22 protein-coding genes are annotated in these 24,734 nt (G+C 56.1%); 11 read left to right on the forward strand and 11 right to left on the reverse strand.

The window, feature by feature from the left end; all coding sequences use genetic code 11:
- Positions 1-68 precede the first annotated feature (68 nt).
- Together ACTJI7_RS00475 and ACTJI7_RS00480 are read right to left on the reverse strand one after the other, a co-directional pair.
- A complete protein-coding gene (locus ACTJI7_RS00475) occupies positions 69-725 on the reverse strand; it encodes an HNH endonuclease (RefSeq protein WP_063154137.1) in 657 nt (218 codons plus the stop codon).
- Positions 725-1,963 (reverse strand): AAA family ATPase, encoded by a 1,239-nt coding sequence (locus ACTJI7_RS00480; RefSeq protein ID WP_063154135.1) that lies wholly within the window; start codon positions 1,961-1,963, stop codon positions 725-727. The genes ACTJI7_RS00475 and ACTJI7_RS00480 overlap by 1 nt, the downstream gene beginning before the upstream one ends.
- A 388-nt stretch (positions 1,964-2,351) precedes the next feature.
- On the opposite strand from ACTJI7_RS00480, the gene ACTJI7_RS00485 reads away from it, so the two are divergent.
- The 6 genes from ACTJI7_RS00485 (at position 2,352) to dsbG (ending at position 7,284) form a co-directional block, all read left to right on the forward strand.
- Positions 2,352-2,771: a hypothetical protein gene (locus tag ACTJI7_RS00485; protein WP_047365118.1), complete on the forward strand. Its 420-nt coding sequence runs from the start codon at positions 2,352-2,354 to the stop codon at positions 2,769-2,771.
- Between the two features lie 5 nt (positions 2,772-2,776).
- Positions 2,777-3,337, forward strand: coding sequence for an RNA polymerase sigma factor (locus ACTJI7_RS00490; RefSeq protein ID WP_063154475.1), 561 nt, complete (start codon positions 2,777-2,779; stop codon positions 3,335-3,337).
- Positions 3,338-3,424: 87 nt separating this feature from the next.
- Complete coding sequence (locus tag ACTJI7_RS00495) at positions 3,425-3,793, forward strand: hypothetical protein (protein ID WP_028013210.1); 369 nt, start codon at positions 3,425-3,427, stop codon at positions 3,791-3,793.
- A 48-nt stretch (positions 3,794-3,841) separates the two neighbouring features.
- On the forward strand, positions 3,842-5,866 hold the full coding sequence (locus ACTJI7_RS00500; RefSeq protein ID WP_063154133.1) for a protein-disulfide reductase DsbD family protein: 2,025 nt from the start codon (positions 3,842-3,844) through the stop codon (positions 5,864-5,866).
- Between the two features lie 6 nt (positions 5,867-5,872).
- Positions 5,873-6,484, forward strand: a complete 612-nt coding sequence (locus ACTJI7_RS00505; RefSeq protein ID WP_048958256.1) for a DsbA family protein — start codon at positions 5,873-5,875, stop codon at positions 6,482-6,484.
- A 41-nt stretch (positions 6,485-6,525) separates the two neighbouring features.
- The gene (gene dsbG, locus ACTJI7_RS00510; protein ID WP_063154131.1) at positions 6,526-7,284 is read left to right on the forward strand and encodes a thiol:disulfide interchange protein DsbG; all 759 of its coding nucleotides are present in this window, start codon (positions 6,526-6,528) and stop codon (positions 7,282-7,284) included.
- A gap of 42 nt (positions 7,285-7,326) precedes the next feature.
- Here dsbG and ACTJI7_RS00515 read toward each other — a convergent pair whose 3' ends face one another.
- From ACTJI7_RS00515 to ACTJI7_RS00555, 9 genes are all read right to left on the reverse strand, one after another.
- Positions 7,327-8,619 carry a glycoside hydrolase family 10 protein gene (locus tag ACTJI7_RS00515; protein WP_063154129.1) on the reverse strand — a complete coding sequence of 431 codons (1,293 nt, stop codon included), beginning with the start codon at positions 8,617-8,619 and terminating at the stop codon, positions 7,327-7,329.
- Positions 8,620-8,626: 7 nt separating this feature from the next.
- Positions 8,627-8,914: a VF530 family DNA-binding protein gene (locus ACTJI7_RS00520; protein ID WP_041909918.1), complete on the reverse strand. Its 288-nt coding sequence runs from the start codon at positions 8,912-8,914 to the stop codon at positions 8,627-8,629.
- 94 nt (positions 8,915-9,008) lie between these two features.
- Positions 9,009-11,183 carry a glycoside hydrolase family 2 protein gene (locus tag ACTJI7_RS00525; RefSeq protein WP_192979195.1) on the reverse strand — a complete coding sequence of 725 codons (2,175 nt, stop codon included), beginning with the start codon at positions 11,181-11,183 and terminating at the stop codon, positions 9,009-9,011.
- A complete protein-coding gene (locus ACTJI7_RS00530) occupies positions 11,180-13,846 on the reverse strand; it encodes a hybrid sensor histidine kinase/response regulator (protein WP_192979196.1) in 2,667 nt (888 codons plus the stop codon). The genes ACTJI7_RS00525 and ACTJI7_RS00530 overlap by 4 nt, the downstream gene beginning before the upstream one ends.
- An 11-nt stretch (positions 13,847-13,857) precedes the next feature.
- Positions 13,858-14,283, reverse strand: a complete 426-nt coding sequence (locus ACTJI7_RS00535; RefSeq protein ID WP_028013202.1) for a hypothetical protein — start codon at positions 14,281-14,283, stop codon at positions 13,858-13,860.
- Complete coding sequence (locus ACTJI7_RS00540; RefSeq protein WP_063154123.1) at positions 14,280-15,674, reverse strand: DUF3131 domain-containing protein; 1,395 nt, start codon at positions 15,672-15,674, stop codon at positions 14,280-14,282. The genes ACTJI7_RS00535 and ACTJI7_RS00540 overlap by 4 nt, the downstream gene beginning before the upstream one ends.
- Positions 15,659-17,206: a DUF3131 domain-containing protein gene (locus ACTJI7_RS00545; protein WP_045630442.1), complete on the reverse strand. Its 1,548-nt coding sequence runs from the start codon at positions 17,204-17,206 to the stop codon at positions 15,659-15,661. The genes ACTJI7_RS00540 and ACTJI7_RS00545 overlap by 16 nt, the downstream gene beginning before the upstream one ends.
- A complete protein-coding gene (locus ACTJI7_RS00550; protein ID WP_063154121.1) occupies positions 17,203-18,522 on the reverse strand; it encodes a DUF3131 domain-containing protein in 1,320 nt (439 codons plus the stop codon). The genes ACTJI7_RS00545 and ACTJI7_RS00550 overlap by 4 nt, the downstream gene beginning before the upstream one ends.
- Positions 18,519-20,336 (reverse strand): glycosyltransferase family 2 protein, encoded by a 1,818-nt coding sequence (locus tag ACTJI7_RS00555; RefSeq protein WP_063154119.1) that lies wholly within the window; start codon positions 20,334-20,336, stop codon positions 18,519-18,521. The genes ACTJI7_RS00550 and ACTJI7_RS00555 overlap by 4 nt, the downstream gene beginning before the upstream one ends.
- 280 nt (positions 20,337-20,616) lie before the next feature.
- Between ACTJI7_RS00555 and opgC the strand changes: the two genes are divergently transcribed.
- The 5 genes from opgC to ACTJI7_RS00580 are packed head-to-tail and all read left to right on the forward strand — an operon-like array spanning position 20,617 to position 24,723.
- Positions 20,617-21,834, forward strand: a complete 1,218-nt coding sequence (gene opgC / locus ACTJI7_RS00560; protein WP_440669481.1) for an OpgC domain-containing protein — start codon at positions 20,617-20,619, stop codon at positions 21,832-21,834.
- 11 nt (positions 21,835-21,845) lie between these two features.
- Positions 21,846-22,745: a hypothetical protein gene (locus ACTJI7_RS00565; protein ID WP_028013196.1), complete on the forward strand. Its 900-nt coding sequence runs from the start codon at positions 21,846-21,848 to the stop codon at positions 22,743-22,745.
- A 9-nt stretch (positions 22,746-22,754) separates the two neighbouring features.
- Entirely contained in the window at positions 22,755-23,969 is a 1,215-nt protein-coding gene (locus tag ACTJI7_RS00570) for a PP2C family protein-serine/threonine phosphatase (RefSeq protein ID WP_048958240.1), read from the forward strand.
- The gene (locus ACTJI7_RS00575; protein WP_028013194.1) at positions 23,959-24,297 is read left to right on the forward strand and encodes an STAS domain-containing protein; all 339 of its coding nucleotides are present in this window, start codon (positions 23,959-23,961) and stop codon (positions 24,295-24,297) included. The genes ACTJI7_RS00570 and ACTJI7_RS00575 overlap by 11 nt, the downstream gene beginning before the upstream one ends.
- A complete protein-coding gene (locus tag ACTJI7_RS00580) occupies positions 24,298-24,723 on the forward strand; it encodes an ATP-binding protein (protein ID WP_041909935.1) in 426 nt (141 codons plus the stop codon). It abuts the gene before it with no gap.
- The last annotated feature ends 11 nt before the right edge of the window (positions 24,724-24,734 follow it).

Here is a 24,734-nt window from a genome sequence, read left to right on the forward strand (position 1 = left end):
GGGAGGCTCCGCAAGGAGCCTCTTGAAGTGTGATCTGACGTGAAAATTTTTGCTTACATGCATGACTTTTAGAAAACATCATTCTTAAAATGATGAAGCAGAGGAGCATCTAATATAGTCCATCTTAGAAATGCTGAAAATTCATATTCTACACGAAGCATGTTTTTGATTTTTCTACCTATTATTTCTTTGTCTTCTGGAAGGGTATCATCATCGTCGTAATCAAAAACTAGGTCAAGAAATTTTCTATACTGTCTCATTAGCCGCTTTTTTAAATATATGCGCGTGAGATCTTTATTGCCTGTGTGATCGTCATTGAAAACTTTTGAAATTAATGTAGCAGTTTCTATCGTCTTTGGGTCGTCGTTCATTGGCACTATATCGACATGTTCAGCGTAGGCTGTCGTGGGGAAAACATGCTTGATAGACCTTAATACATCAACACTTGGGTCAGTACAATCAAGAATATTTTCAAAATGATTTCTTTTAATATTGTTACAGCGCCCGCAAGCAAAGAAAAGATTATTCCAATCATATTTTTTATTTTCATCACCTTCGTGAGGTTTGAAATGCTCAACGTTTAGAACTAGAGGGTCTTTGACCTCACATATATAGCATTTATTATGAAAGTCCTTTGATAATGTTTCTATGACATCTTTTTCAGAGTACGATGTTCTCCTTTCTAACGATATAGGAGCAACTGAATTTTTCGAAACAGGAAACATTATTTATCTCCTCTTGCTTTGCATTTAAGCAAATTCATTCCTTTTATCAAGAAGATAGCTGATTCATCATCAAGTTTATCCCTATAAGGAAGAAGTTTCTGTACAATCTCATCTATGGCTTCTATATCATGATTATCCTCATTGATGAGTAATGAAAGGCGTTTAATATCTTTTTCCAAAGAGACTGAAACTACAGGCACTCCAAGTAAGCCTTCGATGATAGTTTCATATGAATAACTGGAGAGATCTTTGAAATGCTGTTTAGAACTCAAATCATAGATAATGGAGTCTTCTAATGAACCGATAACAAAAGGAGAGTGTGTTGTTACAATGAACTGTATCGATGGATACGTTTTAGTCAGGAACGGCAAAATTTTCCTTTGAAGCGATACATGCAAATGTGCATCTATTTCATCGATCATCACGATCCCCTGCAGTTCGCTCGGAGAGATTTTAAAAGCCTCGGTTTTCATTATCAAATCAGAGATAATATTAAATATAGATGAATATCCTGAAGACAGAGTTTGGAATGTGTAGGGTTTTTTACCTTCTTGTGTTAAAAAGAATTTAAATTCATCGGGATTGAATTTAAGTTCAAATGTGGTATCTTCCATTAGGTATGCGATGTTTTTTTCTAATTCTGAAAACCAATTATCAATAGAATTGAATAGTTCAAGATTATTGTCATGAGTCTTGGCAAATGATTGTCTTGTTTTTAAATTAGCAAGGTGTTGTTCAAATGTATTACCTAGTTCTTTTTTGCTGATTGACAAGTAATTGGATTCGTCAGTGCTTATTATTTTATTGGCTCCTGTTGCAGCCTGAATTGATGCTTGTCTATCAGCTCGAAAAAAAGCAATAATACCTTTTCCTTCTGAGAGTAATAGGGATAATTTGTTAACATCTTCAAATTCTAATTGAATGCCACCCCACACCCTTGCAAGTTCCGCCTGATAATGCCGTAATTGTTCGTTTGCTTGATGATATTCATGAGAACCTTTAACTGCGTTTTCTTTTCTATTAAAAAAATAGTTTATGTTGTTTTCAATTTGACTTTTAGGTTGGTGATTCCGCTGTAGTAGGTGTGTCGATAATTTGCTATATATATCGTTAAGTAATGTTGTTTTTCCACAACCATTGCCACCAGTGATGATCAAGTTTTTTTGGTCAACATCAATACTATCATTTTCGCTTATGATTTCTGATTTGCGACTTATAACGGTCAAGAATTTACTCATTATGCGTCCTTATTATATGTTAATTCATCGAAAGGTATGCTTAGCCTTGTATTTTATAAGCATTTATTCTCTAATGGAATACTTGCGAGTACTATTTTAACAAAAAAATACGATACCGATTAAAATGCAAAACCATGTATACACTTGCAGCAAAATGGATGAGGAAGTAATGGCCGGTATTGTTCGCGATACGTAGAATGTAAATTTGTTACATAGATCTATTTTTATTCATAACTTCGCTCATAACTGCGGTTTTCACTGCACCACCGTTAAAAGCAGCAGAATTGTAGCTCTCAATACTTTCTTCATTTTCCCAGCAATATTTCCCTCCCTCATCCGTCTACCTCATCACAAGCCATAATCAGTTACGGTAAACAAGGTAAACACCATGAGAGATTTTGAAATGCACGGCAGAGGTCACGGGCGCGGATTCGGGCGCCACCGTATGGGCAAGGGTTTAATCATCGGCGCGGTCATTTTCATCGTGCTCGGCCTGTTGGTGATGTCCCTGTGGAACGCCTTGCTCCCGGCGATCCTGGGCGTGAAGGCCATCGGATTCTGGCAGGCGCTGGGCATTCTGGTGCTGAGCCGCATTCTGTTTGGCGGATTAGGTTTCCGCCCGGGGATGTTTGGCGCGCACCGGCGGATGCACGAGCGCTGGATGAACATGACGCCCGAGCAGCGCGAGGCGTTTATTCAGCAACGTCGCGAAGGCTTTGGTCGTCACGGTCGCGGTCACTGCGGCTGGCACGGCCATCGTGATGATAAGCGCGATGACGCCGCGCCCAAAACCCCGGAAGCAGAGTGAGCGAAATGAAAGCCGGGGAGGCGGGCGGATCCATGCTGATGTCGGCGCTCAACGCCTGCCGCGCCCGGCTGAAAGCCTTCATTCGCGGACGGACGTCCGTTCGCGATGATGCCGACGACATTTTGCAGGAAGTCACGTATCAGCTGATGAAAGTGGAGCAGCCGGTCGAAAACGTCGCGGCCTGGCTGTTCCGCGCGGCGCGTAACGAGATGACAGACCGGGCGCGCAAAAAGCGCGAGGTGCCGCTCTCCGGCTATTTTACGGGCGAAGACGAAGAGGGTTTTCCCGAGGACGAGCTGGCCGAAACCCTGTTCGGCGTACCGCAAACGCCGGAGGAAGAGTATCTCAAAACGCTGCTGTGGGAAGAGCTGGGGCAGGCGCTGTCTGAACTGTCGCCGCCGCAGCGGGAGGTGTTTGAAAAGACCGAACTCCACGGCTACAGCATTAAAATGCTGGCAGAGGAGACGGGGGCCAGCGAGCATGCGCTTCTATCCCGCAAGCACAAGGCGGTGCTGTTTCTGCGCACGCGGCTGCGGGATATCTACGACGCGCTGACGGGTGAATAGCGGCGACAGACAAAACCTTACACTTCCGGCACTTGTAGATTCATCACTATCGTTTATGATCGGGGCGTCTTGTTACTCTGGAATATTATGCGCAACCGTCAGCTCCTCGGAAAATGGCTTTTGATCATTACCTGTCTCGCGATGGCGATTTGCCTCGTGCAGCGTGCGGTGATGCTCAACCATTTTTTACAGGGACTGGATCCGCAGATTTCACTGAGTGCAGATGCCCCAACCCAAAGCAGCACCGAGCAGTCCGGGCCATCGCCCTGCCAGCTGGGCGCCCAGTCGCTTCTTTGTGCCCAGCCTCTGTTCTTCGACGGCGCGCTGCCGGCTATCATTATCTTCTTCGCGCTGTTACAGCTGCTGACGCAAGGGCGGGCCTTTGCTCCCGCGGAACAGCCCGTTCAGGCACCGCCTCCCCGGATACACCTTAAAAACTGCGTTTTCCGTGAATGAAAATCATCGTCACCACACGATAATTTTTCACTGTTCACGGAGTAATACATGGTTAATCTCTTCAGGGGATTCGTCTTCCTGTGGCTGTCCTGCATCGGCGTTGCCCATGCGGCAGACACCGGCTGGCAGGTCTCCCCACAAAACGATCACGCCCGCATCCGCTTTCAGGCGGAGAGGGAACAAACGCACATTAAAGGCCTGCTCACCGTTGAGCTAAAGCCCGGCTGGAAAACCTACTGGCGATCGCCGGGCGAGGGTGGCGTCGCGCCAAAAATAAGCTGGCCGGAAGGCGTAACGGACAGCTGGTCCTGGCCGGTTCCGTCGCGCTTCGATATCTCCGGCATGACCACGCAGGGGTATCACGATAAGGTCACGATTCCGATCGTTCTCGACGGGGTGAAGAGCGACGCGCTCAATGGAACGCTCACGCTCTCCACCTGCAGCAACGTCTGCCTGCTGACGGACTACCCGCTGCATCTCGATTTTACCCAGCCGGTGGATGAGAGCTTCCAGGCCGCCTTCGAGCAAGCGATGCGCGCCGTTCCCGGTACGTCTGGCGTATCCACGGATCTCTCCGCCTGGCTCTCTGGTGACAAGCTGGTGATTACCGGCACGACGGACGGGAAGTGGGACAATCCGGGGATCTACTTTGACCCGCTGGAGGGTGACATTCTCCCCGGCGAGCCGGCCATTAAGCACGACGGCAACACGCTTCGGGTGACGGTACCCGTGACCGACGAATGGGGCGATAAACCCGCCTCGCTGGAAGGCAAGAGGCTGTCGTTTGTGCTGACCAATGGCGGTAACGCGCAGCAAACCACCATGACCGTTGGGGCAACGCCCGCAGAGCCTTCCGCGCCTGAAGGAACGGGTAAAATGATACTTTTTGCCCTGCTTGGCGGATTGATCCTGAACCTGATGCCCTGCGTGCTGCCGGTAATGGGCATGAAGCTTAACAGCATCCTGCAGGCGGGATCCGACAGGCGCGCCATCAGGCTGCGCTTCCTGGCCACCAGCGTCGGGATCCTCACCTCCTTTGCGCTGCTCGCCGCGATGGTGACCGCGCTTAAGCTGACCGGGGCGTCGCTGGGGTGGGGCATTCAGTTCCAGAACCCGTGGTTTATCGGCCTGATGGTCGCCGTCACCTTCCTGTTTGCGCTGAACCTGTTTGGGGCGTTTGAGATGCTGCTTCCTTCTGCCGCCGCCGGGCGGCTGGCAACGGCAGGGGGCACAGGGCTTGGCGGCAGTTTCTGCGAAGGGATGTTCGCCACGCTGCTTGCCACGCCGTGCTCCGCACCGTTTCTCGGTACGGCGGTTGCCTTTGCCCTTGGCGCGCCGCTGCACACCCTGTGGCTTATCTTCCTGATGCTGGGCGTGGGCATGAGCCTGCCGTGGCTGTTTGTGGCCCTGGTGCCGAAAACGGCCATGCTGCTGCCAAAACCCGGCCGCTGGATGAACACGCTCAAAATGATCCTGGGCCTGATGATGCTGGCCTCCAGCCTCTGGCTGGTCACGCTGCTGAGCCTGCATCTCGGCGAGGCGGTCAGCCAGGTCGTGATGCTGGTGCTGATCGTTATCGCGCTGGCGCTGTTCGCGAAGAAGGGGCAAACCTCCTCGCCGTTATTCTGGGTCGTGGTCATCGCGCTGTCGGTGTTCGGCGGGTATCAGCTGCGCGGGTTGCTCAACTCACAGTCAGATGCCACCACGCAAAGCGTCGCACAGACCATCCCGTGGCAGCCGCTCAGCGAGGAGGCCATTGAGCAGGCGCTGGCGCAGGGGAAACGGGTGTTTGTGGATATCTCGGCGGACTGGTGCGTGACCTGCAAAGTTAACGAGCACCGGGTACTGCGTCAGCCGGACGTTATTGCCGCGCTGAGCCAGCCGGACGTGGTGGCCCTGCGCGGAGACTGGAGCCAGCCCTCCGCGCTTATCGCGGAGTTTCTCGCGAAGCGAAACCGCTACGCCATTCCCTTTAATGAGGTCTATGGCCCCGGCACGCCTGACGGAGAGATCCTCTCGCCGCTGCTGGACAAGCGCACCCTGGTCACCACCCTGAACAACGCAAAAGGCTAATGCATTATGAAAAAATTCTTTATTACGCTTATGCTCCTGCTGGCCTCGACTCAGGTGATGGCAGCCCAGCCGCTGACGCCGGACCAGGAACAGCGTGCGCAGAAGATGATCGCTGATTTCCTGTTTAACGATCCGGATTCCCCGCGTATTGGCGCGAAAAATCCAAAGCTTACCCTGGTGGTGTTTACCGACTATAACTGCCCGTACTGTAAGAAATTCGATCCTTACCTGGAGAAGATCGTCGAAAAACACCCTGATGTGGCGGTGGTCTTTAAGTTTTTACCTTTCCGCTCGGAAAGTTCGCTGACCGCCGCGCGCGACGCGTTAACCGTCTGGCGCGCGCATCCCGAGCAGTTTATGAAATTTAACCATACCCTGATGGCCAAAAAGGGATACCACGATGACGCCAGCATTCAGGAGGCGCAAAAGCGCGCCGGGGTGAGCGTCACCGCGCCGGATGATGAGAGCATGGTGTCGATCAAACGCAGCCTGATCGTCGCGGAAAAAATGGGAATTCAGGGCACGCCCGCCACGCTTATCGGCGAAGGGCTGCTGCCCGGCTGGGTTCCTTTTGAACAGTTCGACGAAATGGTCAGTGACGCACTGAAAAACCGCTAACCTGAAGGGGGCGGAATGCCCCCGACAAACCGGAGAGGGAAATGAAAAAATTACTGTTACTTTCGGCGCTGGCGACCTCAGGACTGGCCCAGGCCGCTGATGCCATACCGGATGTGGTGAAGCAGTTCAGCGAGCAGCAGCAGATCAAAATCATTAAGAAACTGGATGCCCCAGGCGGCGCACCGGCCTGGCTGGGGCAATATCAGGACATGGGCGTGACGCTGTTTTTAACGCCGGACGGCAAGCACGTCATTTCGGGCTATCTGTACGATGAAAAAGGAAAAAACCTCAGCGAAGGCTATTTCCAGAAAGAGATCTACGCTCCGATGGGACGCGAGATGTGGAAGAATCTCAACGCGGCGCATCCCCTGAAGGAAGGGGCGGATAGCGCCCCGCGTAAGGTCTTCGTCTTCGCCGATCCGTTCTGCCCGTACTGCAAGCAGTTCTGGGCTGAAGCGCAGCCGTGGGTGAAGGCGGGCAAGGTTCAGCTCAACACGCTGCTGGTGGCGTTTCTTAACCCCAACAGCGGGCGCAACGCCTCTGCGATCCTGAAGGCGAAAGATCCGGTTTCGGCCTGGCGCGAATACGAGCTTTCCGGTGGGAAAAAATTGCCAAAACCTGAAGGGGACGCTTCCCGCGAAACGGTAGCGATCCTGCAGAAACACCAAGCGCTGATGGACAGCCTGGGCGCAAACGCCACGCCGGCCATTTACTATCTGAATGCGGAAAACGAGCTGCAGCAGGTGGTCGGTATGCCGGACGCGCAGCAGCTTGAGGCAATGTTCGGGCCGAAGCCGTAAAAAAAATCAGGCAGAAACGGGGTGTTTCTGCCTGATAGTCACTTAGCTACCCCAGCGTCCTTTGAGGTAGTTCACCGCCTGCTGGGTCTGCGGCTGGTTCAGGTAATCTTCCCGGAACAGGATGGTGCCGTTCACGTTGGGCAGCGAATCGTTAAGGTCGAGCTGTTTTTTTAGCTCCGGCACGCCGCCCTGTACCGTCCAGTCCGGCTCATTTTTCGACGGTTCGCCCACCTTGTAAAACGCGATACCGATATACAGACGGGTGTGGGTCGGCTTGACGACGTCGGCCCACCACTTGGTCAGCACGTCGTAGCGCGCGGCGTCCCGGGAGAAGGGCCAGTATATCTGCGGGGCAATGTAGTCCAGCAGGCCCTGCTGCACCCACTGACGCGTATCGGCGTAGGATTCATCGTAGGCCGCGGCGCCGCGCGTGTCCGAACCCGCCGGGTCAAAGGAGCGGTTTCGCCACACGCCCGCCGGGCTGACGCCAAACTCCACGTTGGGCCTGGTCTGCTTGATCGCGCGGGACACCTGCACGATCAGCTGCTGCGTATTGTGTCTGCGCCAGTCGGCTTTTGAGGCATATCCCTGGCCGTACTGCCGCCAGGTTTGCGCGTCGTTGAGCGCGGATCCCGGCGATTCAGCGTAAAAGTAATCATCAAACTGCACGCCGTCTACCGGGTAGTTCGCCACCACTTCGGTCACCACTTTGGTTATCCAGTCACGCACTTCGGGAATGCCCGGGTCGAGAACAAAACGATCGCCGGAGACGCGTACCCATTCCGGGTGCTGAACATAGACGCTGGACGGGGTCAGATATGAAGTCCGGTTCAGGGCGGCGATGGTTGATGGCTTCGTGTTGGTCGACACGCGGTATGGGTTAAACCAGGCATGGACCTTCATGCCGCGCTTGTGCGCTTCATCCAGCATAAATTGCAGCGGGTCGTAACCCGGATATTCGCCGATGTTGCCCGTCAGCATATCTGACCACGGCAGAATTTTTGATGACCAGAGCGCGGTGCTGTCCGGCTTCACCTGGAAAAATACGGTGTTTATCCCGAGGCGCTTAAGGTTGTCGAGCTTGCCGATCAGCGCCTGCTTTTGCATGGTGATGCGCTGGTCGGCGCTGCGGCCGTTCACCGAGGCTACCGGCGGCCAGTCGAGACGAGAGACGGTCGCCAGCCAGACCCCGCGCATCGGCTCGTTTGCCTGCTGTGTCGGTTTGCTGGCGGTGGGAAGAGGGGTAACCAGTGATTTAGGTGGTTTTGAGGAGCAGCTTACAAGTAAAAGCGCGCAGGCAGCCAGCGCACCGATCCGTTTTACGTGTCGCGTCATTTGCGTATTAGCTCTTGATAATCCGACTGTTAGCCCAGGGATTAAAGGCGGGCGCCGCCTGTTCTGCGCTTTCCTCATCGTTGAGGGAATCCAGATACAGGGCTTCAACTTCCGCGCGCGCCCACGGGGTGCGGCGCAGGAATTTCAGGCTCGATTTAACGCTGGGATCTTTTCTGAAACAGTTAATTTTGATGCGGTCGCCCAATTCGCTCCAGCCATACTTCGCCACCAGGGCGTTGACCATCATCTCCAGCGTTACGCCATGTAAAGGATCTTTGGAAATATGTGCAGTCATAGGCGTCCGGATGTCTCGATTTTTTGGGGATTGGGGTAAACGCTGAAAGGGTACAAGAAAGCAGGGGAAGCGGCAATTTTCCTTTTCCCCTCGCTCACTTTATGACGGACTCCGTGCGCTGATTTTCACCGACAATTTTTCCCGCGCTGTTTTCAATCGTAAACCGAATCGACACGTCGTCCTGGCCCACGGGCGTAGCCGTCAGCGTTTTGACCATCGTTCCCGAGTCTGCTGCGATCGTCATCGTCGTTGTGCCTTTAGCCAGCACCTTGTCGCGCTGCGTGATACGCCAGGTCAGGCGGCATTCGCTGCACGGTTTCCAGGTGTCGTTGATGGCCCAGAGGCGCACGGTCGCCGCCGCGCCGGATTGCCACTGCGCGGTGACCGGTTCGATAGACGGCAAAACAGGCTGATACGCGCGCTTGAGCGCGTAAAACCCGGCTTTAGGTTTACGAAGGTAGTCCACTACGCCCCAGTTGATGGAGGGCCAGGTTTCCACAAACATAAAGTGGAACAGGGCCGTCACCGGCTGGTATCGCTGTCGGCGATAGCTTTCGGCCGCCGTGGCCACCAGCTGAGACTGGTACGCCTGGGTATTGCGAATCATCGCCTGAATATTCTTCCCGCGCGAAATACCGGCGAACTTAAAGGTCTGGAAGGGCTGAAAATTATGGTATTTCCAGACGGTCCAGCCGGGATCGTCGGCGGCAGTCGTTTTTGGCCAGAGCGACGCCGCCGGGATGATGGTTTTTAGCGTTGACAGGCGGGGAAGCGCCTGCGCGCCGAACTCGGTAATGATCCCCGTTTTGGCTGGGGCCAGCAGGTCGCGCACGGTGCCGAAGTACCAGCCCGCCCAGTAATGCTCCTCAACGGCGGAGAAGCGGTGCACGATGCGGGAGGTATCTTCGGCAAGCGTATCCGCCACCTTTTGCGTGAGCTCGCGATTCAGATCTTTATTCCAGTCCGGGAAGCGTTTTTCCATCCACGGCGAGTTCCACGGCGGTTCGTTATGCCCGCCCCAGACGATGATGGCGGGGGAATTGCCAAACTGTTCGATCATCTCCCGGGTCTGTCGAACCGCATTTTCCGTGAAAGACGCACTGTTGTTGTAGCCCCACTGCAGCGGAACATCCTGCCAGATCATCATGCCCATCTCATCGGCCACGCCATACAGCGCGCGCCCGGCAACGTGTCCGTGCACGCGTATGGCGTTGGCGTTCATGGCTTCCACCAGACGAAGATCGCGTCGGTATTTTTTTCGCGTCATGGTACCGAGCCAGGGGGAACCGATGTAATTGCTGCCCTTAATAAAAAGGCGCCTGTCGTTTATGAGCCAGCCCTTATTGTCGGGCTGCTCGACGATTTTGCGCAGCCCGGTGCGGGTTACCGCCGTGTCCATTAAGCCGTTTGCATCCCGCAACGCCACGCGAACGTTATACAGGTGGGGTTTTCCGGTACCGACGGGCCACCACAGCTTTGCCTTCGGCATGGGCAGCGTCACCTGCACGGAATGGGCACCGCTTTCGAGAGTAACCGGAAAGTCAGCCTGATAGGGCCTGCCGCTGAAGTTGGCGGGCGTGGCGGTGAGCCGCACGGTCGCCGGGCCCCGATCGAGCGCGCGATAGCGAATCTCCGCTTTTAGCGTCGGGCGAGTCAGCCCCTGCGACCAGTCGGGCCGCAGGATGGTCTCATCAAGGGTAGCTCCCCGGCTAAGGTGCAGCCGGACCGGTGCCCAAATGCCGCCCGAGTTAGCGTCCTGTCCTTCCGGCGACCAGGCGCCACCGGGACGCGTGTCATGCTGATTCAGAACCCCCTTCATGGCCGTTTTATGCAAAGGCCAGATCTTGTGCGGATCTTCGTAGGGGCTGTCTACCCTGACGATGAGCCGATTGTGACGTTGTAACGCCGGGCTGGCGTCCAGCGAAAAACGCTGAAAGTAGCCCTCATGCTTGCCCAGCGGCTGGCCGTTCAGGGTCACCTCGGCCAGGTAATCGACGCCGTCAAACACCAGGGTACTCATCACGTCGGGGGGCTGCACGGGCAGGGAAAACGCGTGCTTGTACCACAGCGCGCCCTGATGATCGTACCCGGCACTGTACCAGTTGGCAGGAACCTGAAGCGGGTGCCAGCCTGATGCGGCAGGACGTGCGCTGTCATTGGCATCCTGAACCTGCCATTCTCCGGCCAGAGACCAACTGACCGGCGCAGAGTTCGCCACCGCGTGGGTGGTCAACAGGGCAACGAGCAGCGTGCAGTTGCGAGCGTTCATTTGTTTACCCCGCGCGCGTTGAGCCACGCCATCAGGCGCAGCGATTCCTGGCGAAGATTTTCTTTCAGGGCCGCAAGCTGGCGCCCATCCAGCGTATGCGCGTCGCTTTCCAGCACCTGCAGCTGCTGTGCGAGCGTGCTGAAGTCCAGGGTGACGGCTTCTCCGCGCAGCTTGTGGGCCGCTCGTCGCAGCGCCTCGCGGTCGTTGCTGTCGATCGCCTGGGTAATGGTTTTGATTGCTTCATTTAGCCCTTCGCCAAACAGGGCCAGCAGCTCCTGTACCAGGGTGGGATCGTCAGCGCACTGCTTCAGCAGGCGTGCTTCATCCGGAAAACCGGAGGCGTCTTCGTGGTGCTGGAGCACGCGGGCAATCTCTTCAGCGAGACGCTCCTGGCTAATGGGTTTGGCAATATAGCCGTCGAACCCCATGTTCAGGCAGCGCTCTTTATCCCCCTGCATGGCGTGTGCGGTCATGGCGACGGTGGGTTGAGGCGGTCCGGGCCGGGACTGCTCTTCTTCACGAAGCAGGCGAATGGCGGTCTCACCGTCCATCTCTGGCATCTGAAGGTCGATCAGTAAAACGTCCCACGTATCCGCGCGCCAGCGTTCCAGCAGCGCGACGCCATTGTCGACGATCTGACAGCTATGGCCGAGCCGCTCGAGCAGGCGCGCGGCGACCTTCTGGTTGACCAGATTATCTTCAGCCAGCAGGATCCGCAGTCCCGTGGCTGCAGGCGAGGCGACAGGCGTGGGCGTGCTTTCACCCACGGGTGCTGGCGAACGTTCAAACGCGGCGGCAATCGCCTGATGTAATTCATCCTGGGCGATAGGCTTATGCAGATAGTTCTTGATTCCGATCCGCTTCAGCATATTGATATCAAAATGTCGGCTCATGGAGCTCAGCATGATGATATGACTTTCAGCAACCTGCGGCAGAACCGAAAGCTCAAGGGCCAGAGACACGCCGTCCATATCCGGCATCTGCGCGTCCAGCAGGATCAGGGGCCACGCTGTTCCCGTTCTAACCCGATCAATGGCCTCGCTGGCGTTGTTAACGCAGGTGGGTTTCAGTCCCATCTGGCTGAGCATCGCGGACAGCAGCCGCAGGTTGGTCGCGTTATCATCAACCACCAGTACGGGTTCACCGTTAAAGCGCTGGCTATGTGGGCGCTCTCCGGGCGCAAGGGTCTGCGCCGCCAGCGGCAGCGAGAACGAAAATTCGCTTCCTTTTCCCGGCTCGCTGGAGACCGTTAATTCGCCCCCCATGGCCGCAACCAGTCTTGCCGAGATGGTTAGTCCGAGCCCCGTACCGCCATAGCGGCGGGTGGTTGAGTTATCCGCCTGGCTGAAGGCTTCAAAAATGGCCTTCTGCTTATCTGCCGGTATGCCAATGCCGCTGTCGCGCACGCGAAAACGCCATCGATTCGCGCTATCGCCGGGCTCAACCACCAGGATCACTTCTCCCTGATGGGTAAATTTCAGCGCGTTGCCCAGCAAATTGGTCAGGATTTGCCGCAGCCGCGCGCCGTCAACCAGCAGCACGTCGGGAACGTCGGGCGCAATATCAACCAGCAGCTCGATGCCTTTTTCGCTCGCCCCCGGCATGTGCGGGCGAATGAGCGACTGAATAAAGGGGCGGACAGGTACGGGTTCCGTCTCCAGCTCCACTTTGCCGGCTTCAATTCGGGAAAAGTCGAGAATATCGTTGATGATATGCAGAAGCGACTGGGCGGAGCTCATCACCAGGGTCAGATAGTCACGCTGATCGGCACTCAGAGACGTATCCAGGCACAGCTGGGTCATGCCAATAATGCCGTTCATCGGGGTACGAATTTCATGGCTCATATTCGCCAGAAACGCGCTTTTTGCCTCATTGGCTTTTTGTGCCTCAATGGCCGAGGCGAACGCCTGAATTTCAGCCTCTTTGCGCCGCGTAATATCCTGCAGCGTGCCAATAACGCGCTCTGCGTTTCCCTCAATGGAGAGCGTAACCACCTGGCCGGACAGCAGCATCCAGCGCAGTCCTTCGGTAGGGTGATGCACGCGAATTTCACATTCAAAGACCGGACGATGATCCTGCTTCGAAGCGTGCAGCGCCTTGCGTAGCGCTGCGCGATCATCCTCGTGGACCTGATTGAGGAGAAAACGCACCGGATATCGCCACTGTGTGCGCGACTGGCCCAGCATGGCAAGCAGGGTATCGTTGACCTGGAGCGTGTCGCCGGAAACCTGCCAGTCCCAGATCCCGATATGAATGGATTCCGCCGTCAGCAGAAAGTCGTCATGCAACTGGTGGCGCGCGCGCTGCGCTTCATCCAGCTCCGTAACATCGCTGTGCAGGCTGACAATACCACCGTCCGCAAGCCGCTGATGCTGGACGAAGATCCGCCGCTGGCCCGCCTGGCGCACCTCGCAGTGTTTATCCTGCCGACAGTTGCGCACGATCGACTCGCGCAGCGTCTGCCGCAGGCCGGGGTCGACGTTGTAAACGGCATCGATAAAGCGTTCCGCCAGCGCCTCAAGTGTCGTTCCCACCGTCAGCCACGGGGTTATGACCGGATAAAACAGGGCCACGTTGTGATTCCAGGCCTGCAGGCGTTCCTCGCGGTCATAAATCATGACGGCGGCCGGCAGCGCGTTAAGATCGTACGTGAATGAACTCATCGTGATTCCCCCTACGCGCGGTAGTGCAGTTCTGCCTGTCGGCGAAGGTATTCCAGCCCGGGCGCGATCGCCATGGCCCAGGCGGTGAGGATCTCATCGTCGCACTGCGGATCGCGCAGGCTCACCGCGTTCAACATCGCTTCGCGCCAAAGGGCAAAAAACCGCGGGGGAAGGTGGAGGCCGTCGTCGCTTTGCTCCCGCGCCAGGCGCTCGAGAAAATCAGGGACGATCAGGGCGCCGTCGACCGCAAGCATGGCGAAGAAGCTTTTAAACAGGGTCTGCTGGCCCTCCCGATCCGGCAGACGAGAAAAATGCGCCTCGGTTTCGGGTGACATATGGACGAAGGCGTCATAGAACGTCTGAAAAAACGCGGTTTTTTCATTATTCGGAAAGACGCGGTTCAGACTGGATTCAAACAGATCGCGATAGAACTTCACGGCGTCCTCCTTATGGTGCTTTCGCCCGGCAGACAGTGCCCGATGGGCGTGTATTGCTCTGCCAGACGGCGTGAGAAGTAGCTCTCTTTCTTCGACCGACGCACGTCAAACAGAGGCCCGGCGTTGTGTTTAAAGAAAAGGGCTTCCAGCACCGTGGCGTTGGTCGAGAGGGTTAAGGCAGCGTTGGTATCGCCCGTGGCTTCCTGACGGCCTTCATACCAGCCTTTCTGCGGATCGTTAAGGTGTTGGGTGACCGTCATCAGCACGTCGGTGTACGGGGTGTCCCACAGGGCCCACAGGGCAAAAACCGCTTTAGTCGATACCTGTGCGAAACGGGTGTAGTCCCGGCCATCGTCTCCGACAGAGTTCCAGGCATAGCCATTTCCCCAGACGGTATCCTGGATATGCCAGGGCGCCTGAGAGAGCGTGAAATCTGCCCTGGCCGTCAGGATTTTATCGGTCTCCCAGCGGGTCTTCTGGCTCAGCCAGACGTTTTCGGCCTGCTTGCGCAGACGCTGTTGCAGATCGGCCGCAACGCCTTCTGGCTCCCAGCCAAACTCCAGGCCCGGCAGCATATAGGGAAGGGTGGTAATCAGAGAGGGCTGCCACGTGGTGCGCGGATCGCGGGCATCGACGGCCAGACGCCGCTGGGCGATGATGACGTGGTGCGCCGGGGGCGTAAACGCTTTATCCGGGGAAAATCCCCACAGCTGAAACGCCGTCGCGGCATATTCACTTTCGCCCAGCCGCAGTTCCTCCCGCACGACCGGCTGACCGTTTTGCAGGGAAGAGGACCATAGCTCGCCTTCGCTATCGATGACCGGGCAGAAATTCCAGCGCAGGATAATTTTATCCAGGTATTCGCTGTACTGCGGCTCCCGCTCTGCGGTAAGGCGCAGGGCGAGCATCAGACGCGCCATGTCGCGCGCGGACCAGCCGTTTTTGCTGGGCTTGCCGCTAAAGTCGACTGGCGTCGCCGTCTGGCTGGAATAGAGTCGACCCGGCGTTCGGGCATCGGTCAGCATCAGGCGGTTAAGGGTGCCCATGAGACGGGTTAAGCGAGCGTCATACTCGGCGTCCTCAATCAGCCCCAGCTCTTTTGCCGCCAGCAGGGCGATAAGCGTATCGCCCATTTGCCAGAGCGTGACGCGGGGCTGTTTGTCGCTCCCGTTGACCAGGCCCGTTTGCGGCTGGGTATTATTGACGAAATAGCGCCAGGCGATCGTCGCCCACGTCTGCTCTTCCGGCGTCAGGGCGGCGATACGCGCGCTGGAGTGCCAGCCGCCGTGGATTAGCCAGCGCCAGCCTGCGCCCTGATGGCCAAACAGGGCAAAAATGACCCCGCCTGCAAGGAGTAATCCCGCGAGCCCTCTGGCTAAGGTTTTAAGCATTGCGCAGTCACCGGAGGCAGTTTAACGGGCTCGTCCACGCTGCATGACGCGCACTGACAGGCCTGACAGGCGGGTTTGGTACGCTGCGTGACGCCCGTCCGGTCGCACCAGCTTTTTATGGCCGGTGTGCTGCTAAGGAACGGACGGCTGCGCAGCGCGTTGTTCTCTTCAAACTGATCGAGCAGCTTGCGATCCCACAGCGAGGGGGCAAAATCCTTGCTCTTTGGGTTGTCGGTGTTGAAGGCCAGCAGTTTTCCCTCTTTCTTGAACAGCAGGGCTTCCAGCATAATGCCGTTATTGTTCGCGGTGAACTCTTTGATCGGGCCGTCACCGTTTTCATACAGCCCTTCGTAGTAGCCTTTTCCCTCTTCGTTGGCATTCTCAATGGTATTCAGCAGGCGGTCGGTATAGGGGGAGTTCCACAGCACCCACATGCCCAGCGCCGCCTTCAGCGATATTGCGGCAGCGTTGGGGACGAACTGGCCTTTATCGGTAATGGTGTTCCAGTTGTATCCGTCGCTGAAGACGGTGTCATAGACGAAGTAAGGAGCCTTATCGAGCTGGTGCTCGGAGCGCGCGGTGAGGACGCCGGTAATGGTATAGCGATTCTCCTGAGCCTGATAAACGCGGTCAGCAAAGTTTTTCATCCACGTCAGGGAGTAGTCGCGCGGGGCGTTATCCCGGTCGGTCGGTTTATCAAAGCCGAACTCCAGCCCGTAGAGCAGGTAGGATTCCGTCACCACGTAGTTATGCTGCGACGTGTTGCGCGGGTCGCGCGTATCGTACGGGACCAGCACGCAGTAGATTTCGGCCAGCTCATAAGGCTGCGGACGGCTGGCTTTACAGGTATTAAACCCCCAAAGCTGGAACCCGGCCGCGCCGTACTCTTCATAGCCCAGCCGACCTTCCTGAACGTACTTCGGCTGGCCGTTCTCGAGATAGGCCCCGTACAGCGTGCCGCAGGGGTCGATCGCGTGGCTGAAATCCCAGCCGAGCACCACGTTATCAATGCTGTTGCCGTATTCCGGATAGCGCTCTTTGACGATTTTCAGCCAGACCAGCATTCGCCCGATATCCAGCGCCGAGAAGCCAATTTCGCCGGGCTTGTTGGTGTAGTCCACCTTCTGGGCGCTGATGGTGTTATAGGCCTTGTTGGGCAGCTCGTTGCGGAACAGTACCAGGGTGTTTAACGTGGCGAGAAATTTCAGCATCCGGCGGTCAAATTCCGCTTTATCAATGATCCCGAGCTCGCGCGCCGCCGTCAGGGCGGCCAGATAGGAGGCGCTGTCCCACATGGTGGTGGAGGGAAATTTGTTGACCGCATTCACCAGGCCCGTCGTGGGCTGATAGTTGGTGACGAAATACTGCCAGGCGTTTTTCGCGATGGTCATCTCTCGGGCCGTCAGCTCGCCGCTGCGCGGGGAGTAACCTGATGCAGGAAGCTCGGTGTCCGCACGCACGGTCGATAACGCCAGCCAGCAGATCGTTATTCCCGTGAGCAGGTGGAAAAGGATCGGGGATCGTGGCTTCATGGCGTTGCTCCTGCTGAGGGGGAAGTGTAGAGGCAGGCCAGACAGAGCATCTGACCATGCGCGATGTAAGACAGACTTTCCAGCACAATGGCATTGGTATCGGCGTCCACGACGGCATTGACGCTGTTGTTGAGATTTAACCCGCGCTGCCAGCCTTTACCCGGTACCTGAAGCGGCAGAACCTGCTGGCGCAGCGCTTCGCTCCAGCTGTTGCGGAACAGGGCATACCAGGCAAACGCGGTGCGGGTGGAGGTTATCGCCACTTTCTCCGGCACCTCGTCGCGCAGGTTGCGCGCCTGTACCGGCTGCCTGTTCGGCAGATCGTTGACGTAATCCGGCGCCGGTTCGGCGTAATCCGTGCTGACAGGGGGTTTTGGGCTGCGCAGGCTATGACGTCGCTGCTGGATCTGCATAATCCGCCACGCAATCTCAGCGCTCTGCGCGTCAAAGCCCAGCTCAAGGCCGGTTAATAGGTAGGGGAGACTGATCAGGGAGGTTTGCTTGCCCCAGGGCGTGCGTAGCCCTTCATCCGGCACCATCACGCCGTCCAGATCGATCATCTTTTGCCCTTCAGGCGGGTTGGTTACCGCGAGGCCTGCCGTGCTGTCAATCAGGCGCAGCGTATGGCTGGCATAGAGACGGTAGCCAAAGCTGTCCCGCTGTTCGTCATCGGTCAGCGTCCAGTGATGGAGCGGCACGGCCGCCTGGCTTTGGACGTTATGTTCAATCAGAGCGCCGGTGTTCCAGAGGCTGAAGAGATCGTGGATAGCCGCCGCGTGCTGAGGATAGCGCCACAGGAGGGTCTGAAGCGCCGTCAGCAGGCGGCTCAGCCCAATTGCCGAGGCGTCGGGTTTGCCGAGGATTTTCAGGGTGTCGGCATGGTAATACGCGGCTGGGAGGCCTCGCTCGTTGAGCGGCAGCTGCCCCAGCGCGAACAGGGCCGTACCGATCCTCTCGTCGAACTCATCGGCGGAAATAATGTTGAGCTGCTCTGCGGCAGCGGTCGCCAACAGGTAGCTTCCCACGCTCCAGAGGCTCAGCCAGGGTTCACCGTCGCTGGCATTCGCCAGCCCGTTTGGCTGGGTATTATTCACGTAGTATTGCCAGGCGACCCGCGCCCAGATGGCTTCGTCATAGGTCAGGGCGCGTTTCGCAGGCAGCGGCGGGAAGTCTTTGCTGAGCGCGATGCCGCCGCTGCTTTCCACGCGCGTGGGCATCTGTTTCTCCACCCAGACCACAATGGCAAAGCCGAGCAGGAACCCGAGCAAAATGGTGAGGTAGCTGCGCGCGGGCAGCAGGGCATCACGTATCCTCATTGGGTGACCTCATCCTCTTCGGCGGGCGTCCACATGGCCGCGAAAATCAGCGGCAGCATGGCGGCGATGTTCACCCCTCCCCAGAAAATATTGATGACGTAGCCGGAGGGGTCGTCCACCTGTCCACGCGCCACCTGAATACCGCCCCAGATAAGCCCTGCGAGGGTCAGCACCACAATGGCAATCTGCGGCTTCACCAGGTAGAGAAAACGGCCCGTCTGCCGCTCTTTTGGCGTGACGTGAAATTTGATCTGCTCGCCCCGCAGCACGGTATTGAGCGCGCGCAGGTTCATGGAAAAGAAGGAGAGGTAAGAGGCCCTGCCGTCCCAGGCCGAGATCCCCCATGTCCCGAACATAAACGCCAGTTCAGAGAAGATAAAAAAGGGGAGAAAGTGGAGATAGAACGGCGTCGACCATGCGGATACCGGCGGAATGCCGGTGAACAGATAGATAATGGGCGAAATCAAAAATACCGTGTTCCACACGCAGGCCATGTAAGACCAGAAGGTAGTGGCATACATTAGCGTCTGGGGGAGGGAAAGCCGGAAGCGGCGACGGCTGAAGATATTGTCATGGAACAAAATATCCAGCGAGCCGGCGGCGTATTTAAAGCGCTGGATCATCCAGGTCAGCATATCCTGCGGAGAGAGCATCTTCGACTCCACCCGCGGATGCATGACCGAGCGCCAGCGTCGCGCGGCGTCACCGTGCAGCAGCACCGAGGTGTAAATATCTTCGGAGACGTGAAATTTGTAGGGGGTGAGCTCGGTGTCAAACGCCACGTGCGGGCGCATCGCCTCCTGCAGCGCTTCGCGGGTTTCGTCATCGCGGATGTCGCGGGTGTGGCGATGGATCTCCTCTTCGACGGACCAGACGTAGCTTCTCAGCGCGGCCTGCATGACTGCCTCGCGCCGGTGGATGGAGGCCGCGCCGCAGCAGAAAGCCGCGTTCGCCCAGTTGCGCCGCCGCAGGATCACGTCATAGAACATGCGCGGATCGTTAAAAAACGGGTCGCGGCCTACGGTCACCGGGCCAACACACTTTTGAATCAGCCAGCCCAGACCGTAGCCCACTTTTCCGGCTTTTCGCTGGCCCCAGCGTGAAAGATTTTCTCCTTCCGGAAGGTCGAAGAACCACTGCGGCGTCTGCACCCAGGCCACGTCCGGATCGCGAAAATAGCCCAGCGTATGGCTGAGCAGGGTGGGAAATACGCGGGTATCGGCGTCGCAGATAACAATGAAATCACCGTCGGTTTGCTCAAGACCGTTGCGCAGGTTGCCGGCCTTAAAGCCGATGTTGGTCTGGCGGCTGATATAGTTAACGCCTTCCTCGTCGCAGACGGCTTTCATCTCCGGGCGGCGGCCGTCATCAAGCACGTGGATCCGGTAGTCAATCGGGTACGGGTAGGCCATCTTCAGGGCGTCGCGAATGGACAGCCTGACCAGCTCGGTGTCTTCCGAGTAGGTGGCAATGAACAAATCCACTTTAACAGGACGAGGTTCTACGGCCTCTTCCGGAAACAGGCATTCGTTAATTTCGCCGGGGGGCGGACACTGGGGGGGATCCTGTTCTTTCCATAAGTTGATGGTAAACAGCACGGTCCCTATCCACGCCAGCGTTTCGGCGAGGACCAGCGGTATGGCATACCATAGTGCGTCAGTATTCAGGGAGGCGGTCCAGCGCCAGTAAATATAATTTGCACCCAGAATAAGCGCCGCGACCGCTAATACCTGCCAGGTCATCATGACCCAACGCGGTGTGGTTAACGGTTCCGGAGGACGACGATGTTCAAAACGGGAAAAATAAAAATCCATAGTTCCGGCGTTCCTGATTCCGTGAAAATGCAGACCCATTCTGCTGCGCAGACAGTTGCCCAAAAGCGAATGAAAATAGCGAGTAAACAAGATTTAAGATAAGTGTAGAACGCCGAATAAAAGTGTCCAGCGTCGTTTTTATTAATATGAAGTGGTGGTTAATTTGTATTTAATTATGCTTAATATGTTTCATCTGCCGGTGATAAATTGCAGTTACTATTCCTTTAGACTATCTACTTTATTTAGACCTTAATTTTCGTTTTCAGGCAAAGGACACCCTATGAGCCATGTTGCGCCGTCGATCGCGCAAGAAGATGACGCTAAATCAATAACATGGAGGTATTCCGTTGCAGGTGCCCGTGACCTGAGAATTGACTTTATGCGCGGCATTGCCCTCGTCATGATGGTCGTGGCGCATACGGAGGTGATGTCGATATTTAATATATTCTCCTGGGAACGATTTGGGTTAACAACAGGTGCAGAAGGCTTTGTCATTCTCTCGGGGTTTATGCTGGGTATGCTGAATCGCGCGCGTCTGCAGAAAGTGGTTTTGCTCACGGTTTCTTGGGGGCTTTATCTCAGGGCATGGAAAATATATCGCGTAAATATCATTATCATAGTGTCGTTTATTCTGCTGGCCTATATCCCATATATTAACGTTTTTGAGGTCACCCATTTTACCGACCGCTTTTCGGGTCAAAGCTGGTCGCTTTATCCTGTAACGCCGCAAATTAAAGAGACCTGGTTCAACATTATTCTCTATTTGCAGATCGGTCCCCACCAGACGCAAATTCTCGGACTGTATATCTTTTTGCTGCTACTCAGTCCGCTATTTTTAGGGATGCTGCAGAAAGGAAAAGTCTGGTGGCTGTTAGGGCTGTCGCTGCTGGTGTACAGCCTGTGGCAGCGGTGGCCGCTTCGGCTGACGCCGTCGGAATTCGAATTTGCCTTCCCGCTGCTCGCCTGGCAGTTCATCTTTGTGCTGGGCATGGCCAGCGGCTGGTATAAAGCCGAACTGCTCTCGTTCGCCCGGACGCCCCCGGGGAAAGGGGTGGTGGTGGCGCTGGTCATGGTGTCGCTGGTGCTGGGATTTGTCGCCCAGAACCATACCAACCCGTTTATGCCGCCCGCGCTGCTGATGCACGTCATCCCGCCTGACAGCTTCAATTCGTTTTATCACACCTGGGCGGCGAAGAATGGGCTGGGCCCGGTGCGGGTATTGAACGATATCGCCCTGATGGTCACCGTCTACCTGGTGCTGACGTATTGCTGGACGCCGCTCAACCGCCTGCTGGGATGGTTCTTCATCCCGCTAGGGCAGCACTCGCTCTATACCTTTATTTTGCATGTTTACGTGGTGCTGCTGGTGAGTCAGTTCATCACCTTCGATTTATGGCGTCACGCCTGGATAGAGAACACGTTAGTGCATGCGGCGGCACTGGGTATTTTGTGGCTGATGGCAAAATACGACGTCGGCGCACGCTGGATACCTAACTAAGGATGGCGGTTATGCGCGAAAAATGGCTTCTGGCGGGCGTGCTGCTCGCCGCGATACCCGCCGCGGAGGCGGCGCAAAGCAGTGATAAAGAAACCCTGCGCGATAAGAACGGTGAACCCGTTCAGGCAGGCGTTTTTACCAGCCGTTGGGGGCGCCTGTTCTCGGGTAACGACAAGAAATTCTCAGGTGCGCTGAGCTTTAGCTCGGGACTGAAAGAGCAGTGGATGAGCATTCCTAACAGTTCAGACACCGCCACGGAAAAGAAAAAGATTAACCAGACGCTGAATCTCAGCCTTCAATATTCCCCCTACAGCTTCTGGTTTGCCAACATTACGTCCAGACTGCCGGTCAGAGACACCAGCCGCTACACCGCCGATTTTCGCTACAGCTTCGGCTACGATGACTGGCACGCCAACACCGTGAGTCTGGTTTACAGCAACTACGGCGATAACCATTTCTGGACATCGGGCAGCCGACGACACACCTATTTCGAACAGGGCGCCTTCACGCTGGCCTATAAGTTTTCGCTACCGAAACCGGTTGAAAACACGCTCCTGATTAATAAAGGGGATTCCATCATTTGCCAGGTCGGGTACAGCTGGGTACCGCGCTACTACGACCTCAGCAGCGATGACATCCGCAAAAATAAAAACGTCATGCTCGGCGGCTGCGGCTACACCTTCAAACAACATTTCTTCGTTCGCGCGACGGCATTCTGGTTCCCGGACAGCAGCCAGCAGCAGCCCTGGAACGGCGATTACAGCTACAGCTTCGGTTATGCCGGCTATACGCCGGGTTCGTTCTCCATCCAGTACGCGAACTATGCGGGAACGCGCTATCCGGGGCACGGCAACGGGAATGCAAAATTCAGGGAAGGGACCGTGAGCCTCATCTGGTTCTTACCGCTTTAGGAGGGATGTATGTCGGCGCTGCACGTGTTAATCGTTGAAGATTCGCTGATTTATCGTCGGTTACTCTCCCGAATGCTCACCCAGTGGGGATATATCGTGAGCGAGGCGGAAAATGGTGTCGACGCGCTGGAAATCTTGTCCAGCCAGCCGGTCAGCATGGTGATAAGCGACTGGGAAATGCCGGAAATGGACGGACTGACGCTGTGTCAGACCATCCGCAACCGTCAGTTTGGCCGCTACGTGTATATCATCCTGTTGACGGCCCGCGAGAATGCCGGGGACGTGACGCAGGGGTTTGATGCCGGAGCGGATGATTTTTTGAGTAAGCCCGTTGAGCAGGCTGAACTGCGGGCGCGGCTCCATGCCGGGGTCCGTATTCTGACGCTGGAGGCGACCCTCGCGGCGCACAACAAGCGCCTGAGTGAAGCGTTGCATCAGATTGAAAAAGATCTGGAACTGGCTGCGCGCGTCCAGCACTCGGTGCTGCCTTCACGCCGCTTACGCTATGGCGACTACTTCTCCGACTGGCTTTTCCTGCCGTCAGCCTGGGTTTCGGGCGATGTGTTCAATATTTTCCCTCTGGATTCACATCTGGGATTCTATTGCGTTGATGTATCGGGTCACGGCGTGGGGGCCGCGATGATGTCCCTCGCGGTGGCTCGCCAGTTTTTACATGGCCGGGTGGTGGATCGCTTTCTGTTTACCGAAGAGGGGGGGATTCAGTCACCTGCGGAGGTTGTCAGGATGTTGAACAGCCGCTTTTGCAGTGAAGAGAGCGACATCACCAGTTATTTCACGCTCATTTACGGCGTGATCGATCCAGAGACTGGTGAAGGGTGGCTGTGCCAGGCCGGGCATCCTACTCCCTTCATTGTGAACGCGGACAGCGCCGTCACGTCCGTGGGCGATGGCGGACCGCCGGTCGGGCTAATCCCGGATCTGAGCTGGGAAGACGTCGCGTTTACCCTCCATCCGGGGGATCGCTTATGCTTATTCAGTGACGGTATTACCGAGTGTGAGAACGTCAGCGGCGAGCAGTTTGGCACGCAACGTCTCGAACGCTGGCTTCATGAGCATGCCCGGCTCCCCGTTGACCAGCTCCTGCCACGGTTCGGTGACCACCTGACCGGCTGGCGCAATGCAAATCGTGATGAACCGATCGCCTTAACCGATGACGTGTCACTGCTCGTGATTGAGCGTCAGGGAGAACAGAATGATAATTAACACCGAACGATTACCGCATGCCAACATTCTCACGCCCGCGGTCCGACGGCTGGACGCCTCCGTTGCTGCGACGTTTAAAGCGTCCGTGACGGAGGAAATCGGCAGCGATCGTAAAGCCTTAATCGTCGACTTTAGCAAAGTGGATTTCATCGACAGCAGCGGGCTGGGGATGCTGGTGTCGTTGTTTAAGCTGATGAACGGGAAAGGCGACATGGCGCTGTGCTCTCTGAACCCCGGGATCATGAACATGTTCACCCTGACCCGAATGGATCGTATCTTCCGTATCTATCCGGATAAACATAGCGCGCTTGCGCAGCTGGGGCAGTAGATGCAGAGGCCAGAGCATGCTGAATTTCCGGCGGCGATCGCGTCCCTGACGCCGCTGTCCGACTGGCTGAGAGACAGGCTGAGCGCGCTTCCCGTCGATGACGAGTGGCGTTTCGCCTTCGATCTCGCCGTTTGTGAAGTGGCAACGAATATCATCCGCTACGCGCTTCATGAGGATAATTCGTGCGTCTTTAGCGTACAGTTCGCCATCCGCGGCAATGACGTCTGCCTTGTTTTTACTGACGCGGGTGACGCCTTCCCGCAGGAGCGTCTTGAGATCGCCCGGCGAGACCGTTTCTGCGAAATGTCGCCGCTGCTGGAGAGCGGCAGGGGGCTGATGCTTATATTGCTGAGCGTCGATCGTTTCACTGTTGAACGCGTGGCGGGTGAAAATATCGCCACGCTTGAAAAGAAAATACGCGTATGATCTGCGGGCCA

The sequence above is a fragment of the Enterobacter sp. 22499 genome, from assembly GCF_052044815.1.
In the GTDB taxonomy this organism is placed as follows: Bacteria; Pseudomonadota; Gammaproteobacteria; order Enterobacterales; family Enterobacteriaceae; genus Enterobacter; species Enterobacter bugandensis.

Excerpts from the sequence above, each read along its gene's own strand:
- ACTJI7_RS00475 (WP_063154137.1), bottom strand. The coding sequence starts at position 725 with ATGTTTCCTGTTTCGAAAAATTCAGTTGCTCCTATATCGTTAGAAAGG.
- ACTJI7_RS00480 (WP_063154135.1), bottom strand. The coding sequence starts at position 1,963 with ATGAGTAAATTCTTGACCGTTATAAGTCGCAAATCAGAAATCATAAGC.
- ACTJI7_RS00485 (WP_047365118.1), top strand. The coding sequence starts at position 2,352 with ATGAGAGATTTTGAAATGCACGGCAGAGGTCACGGGCGCGGATTCGGG.
- ACTJI7_RS00490 (WP_063154475.1), top strand. The coding sequence starts at position 2,777 with ATGAAAGCCGGGGAGGCGGGCGGATCCATGCTGATGTCGGCGCTCAAC.
- ACTJI7_RS00495 (WP_028013210.1), top strand. The coding sequence starts at position 3,425 with ATGCGCAACCGTCAGCTCCTCGGAAAATGGCTTTTGATCATTACCTGT.
- ACTJI7_RS00500 (WP_063154133.1), top strand. The coding sequence starts at position 3,842 with ATGGTTAATCTCTTCAGGGGATTCGTCTTCCTGTGGCTGTCCTGCATC.
- ACTJI7_RS00505 (WP_048958256.1), top strand. The coding sequence starts at position 5,873 with ATGAAAAAATTCTTTATTACGCTTATGCTCCTGCTGGCCTCGACTCAG.
- dsbG (WP_063154131.1), top strand. The coding sequence starts at position 6,526 with ATGAAAAAATTACTGTTACTTTCGGCGCTGGCGACCTCAGGACTGGCC.
- ACTJI7_RS00515 (WP_063154129.1), bottom strand. The coding sequence starts at position 8,619 with ATGACGCGACACGTAAAACGGATCGGTGCGCTGGCTGCCTGCGCGCTT.
- ACTJI7_RS00520 (WP_041909918.1), bottom strand. The coding sequence starts at position 8,914 with ATGACTGCACATATTTCCAAAGATCCTTTACATGGCGTAACGCTGGAG.
- ACTJI7_RS00525 (WP_192979195.1), bottom strand. The coding sequence starts at position 11,183 with ATGAACGCTCGCAACTGCACGCTGCTCGTTGCCCTGTTGACCACCCAC.
- ACTJI7_RS00530 (WP_192979196.1), bottom strand. The coding sequence starts at position 13,846 with ATGAGTTCATTCACGTACGATCTTAACGCGCTGCCGGCCGCCGTCATG.
- ACTJI7_RS00540 (WP_063154123.1), bottom strand. The coding sequence starts at position 15,674 with ATGCTTAAAACCTTAGCCAGAGGGCTCGCGGGATTACTCCTTGCAGGC.
- ACTJI7_RS00545 (WP_045630442.1), bottom strand. The coding sequence starts at position 17,206 with ATGAAGCCACGATCCCCGATCCTTTTCCACCTGCTCACGGGAATAACG.
- ACTJI7_RS00550 (WP_063154121.1), bottom strand. The coding sequence starts at position 18,522 with ATGAGGATACGTGATGCCCTGCTGCCCGCGCGCAGCTACCTCACCATT.
- ACTJI7_RS00555 (WP_063154119.1), bottom strand. The coding sequence starts at position 20,336 with ATGGATTTTTATTTTTCCCGTTTTGAACATCGTCGTCCTCCGGAACCG.
- opgC (WP_440669481.1), top strand. The coding sequence starts at position 20,617 with ATGAGCCATGTTGCGCCGTCGATCGCGCAAGAAGATGACGCTAAATCA.
- ACTJI7_RS00565 (WP_028013196.1), top strand. The coding sequence starts at position 21,846 with ATGCGCGAAAAATGGCTTCTGGCGGGCGTGCTGCTCGCCGCGATACCC.
- ACTJI7_RS00570 (WP_048958240.1), top strand. The coding sequence starts at position 22,755 with ATGTCGGCGCTGCACGTGTTAATCGTTGAAGATTCGCTGATTTATCGT.
- ACTJI7_RS00575 (WP_028013194.1), top strand. The coding sequence starts at position 23,959 with ATGATAATTAACACCGAACGATTACCGCATGCCAACATTCTCACGCCC.
- ACTJI7_RS00580 (WP_041909935.1), top strand. The coding sequence starts at position 24,298 with ATGCAGAGGCCAGAGCATGCTGAATTTCCGGCGGCGATCGCGTCCCTG.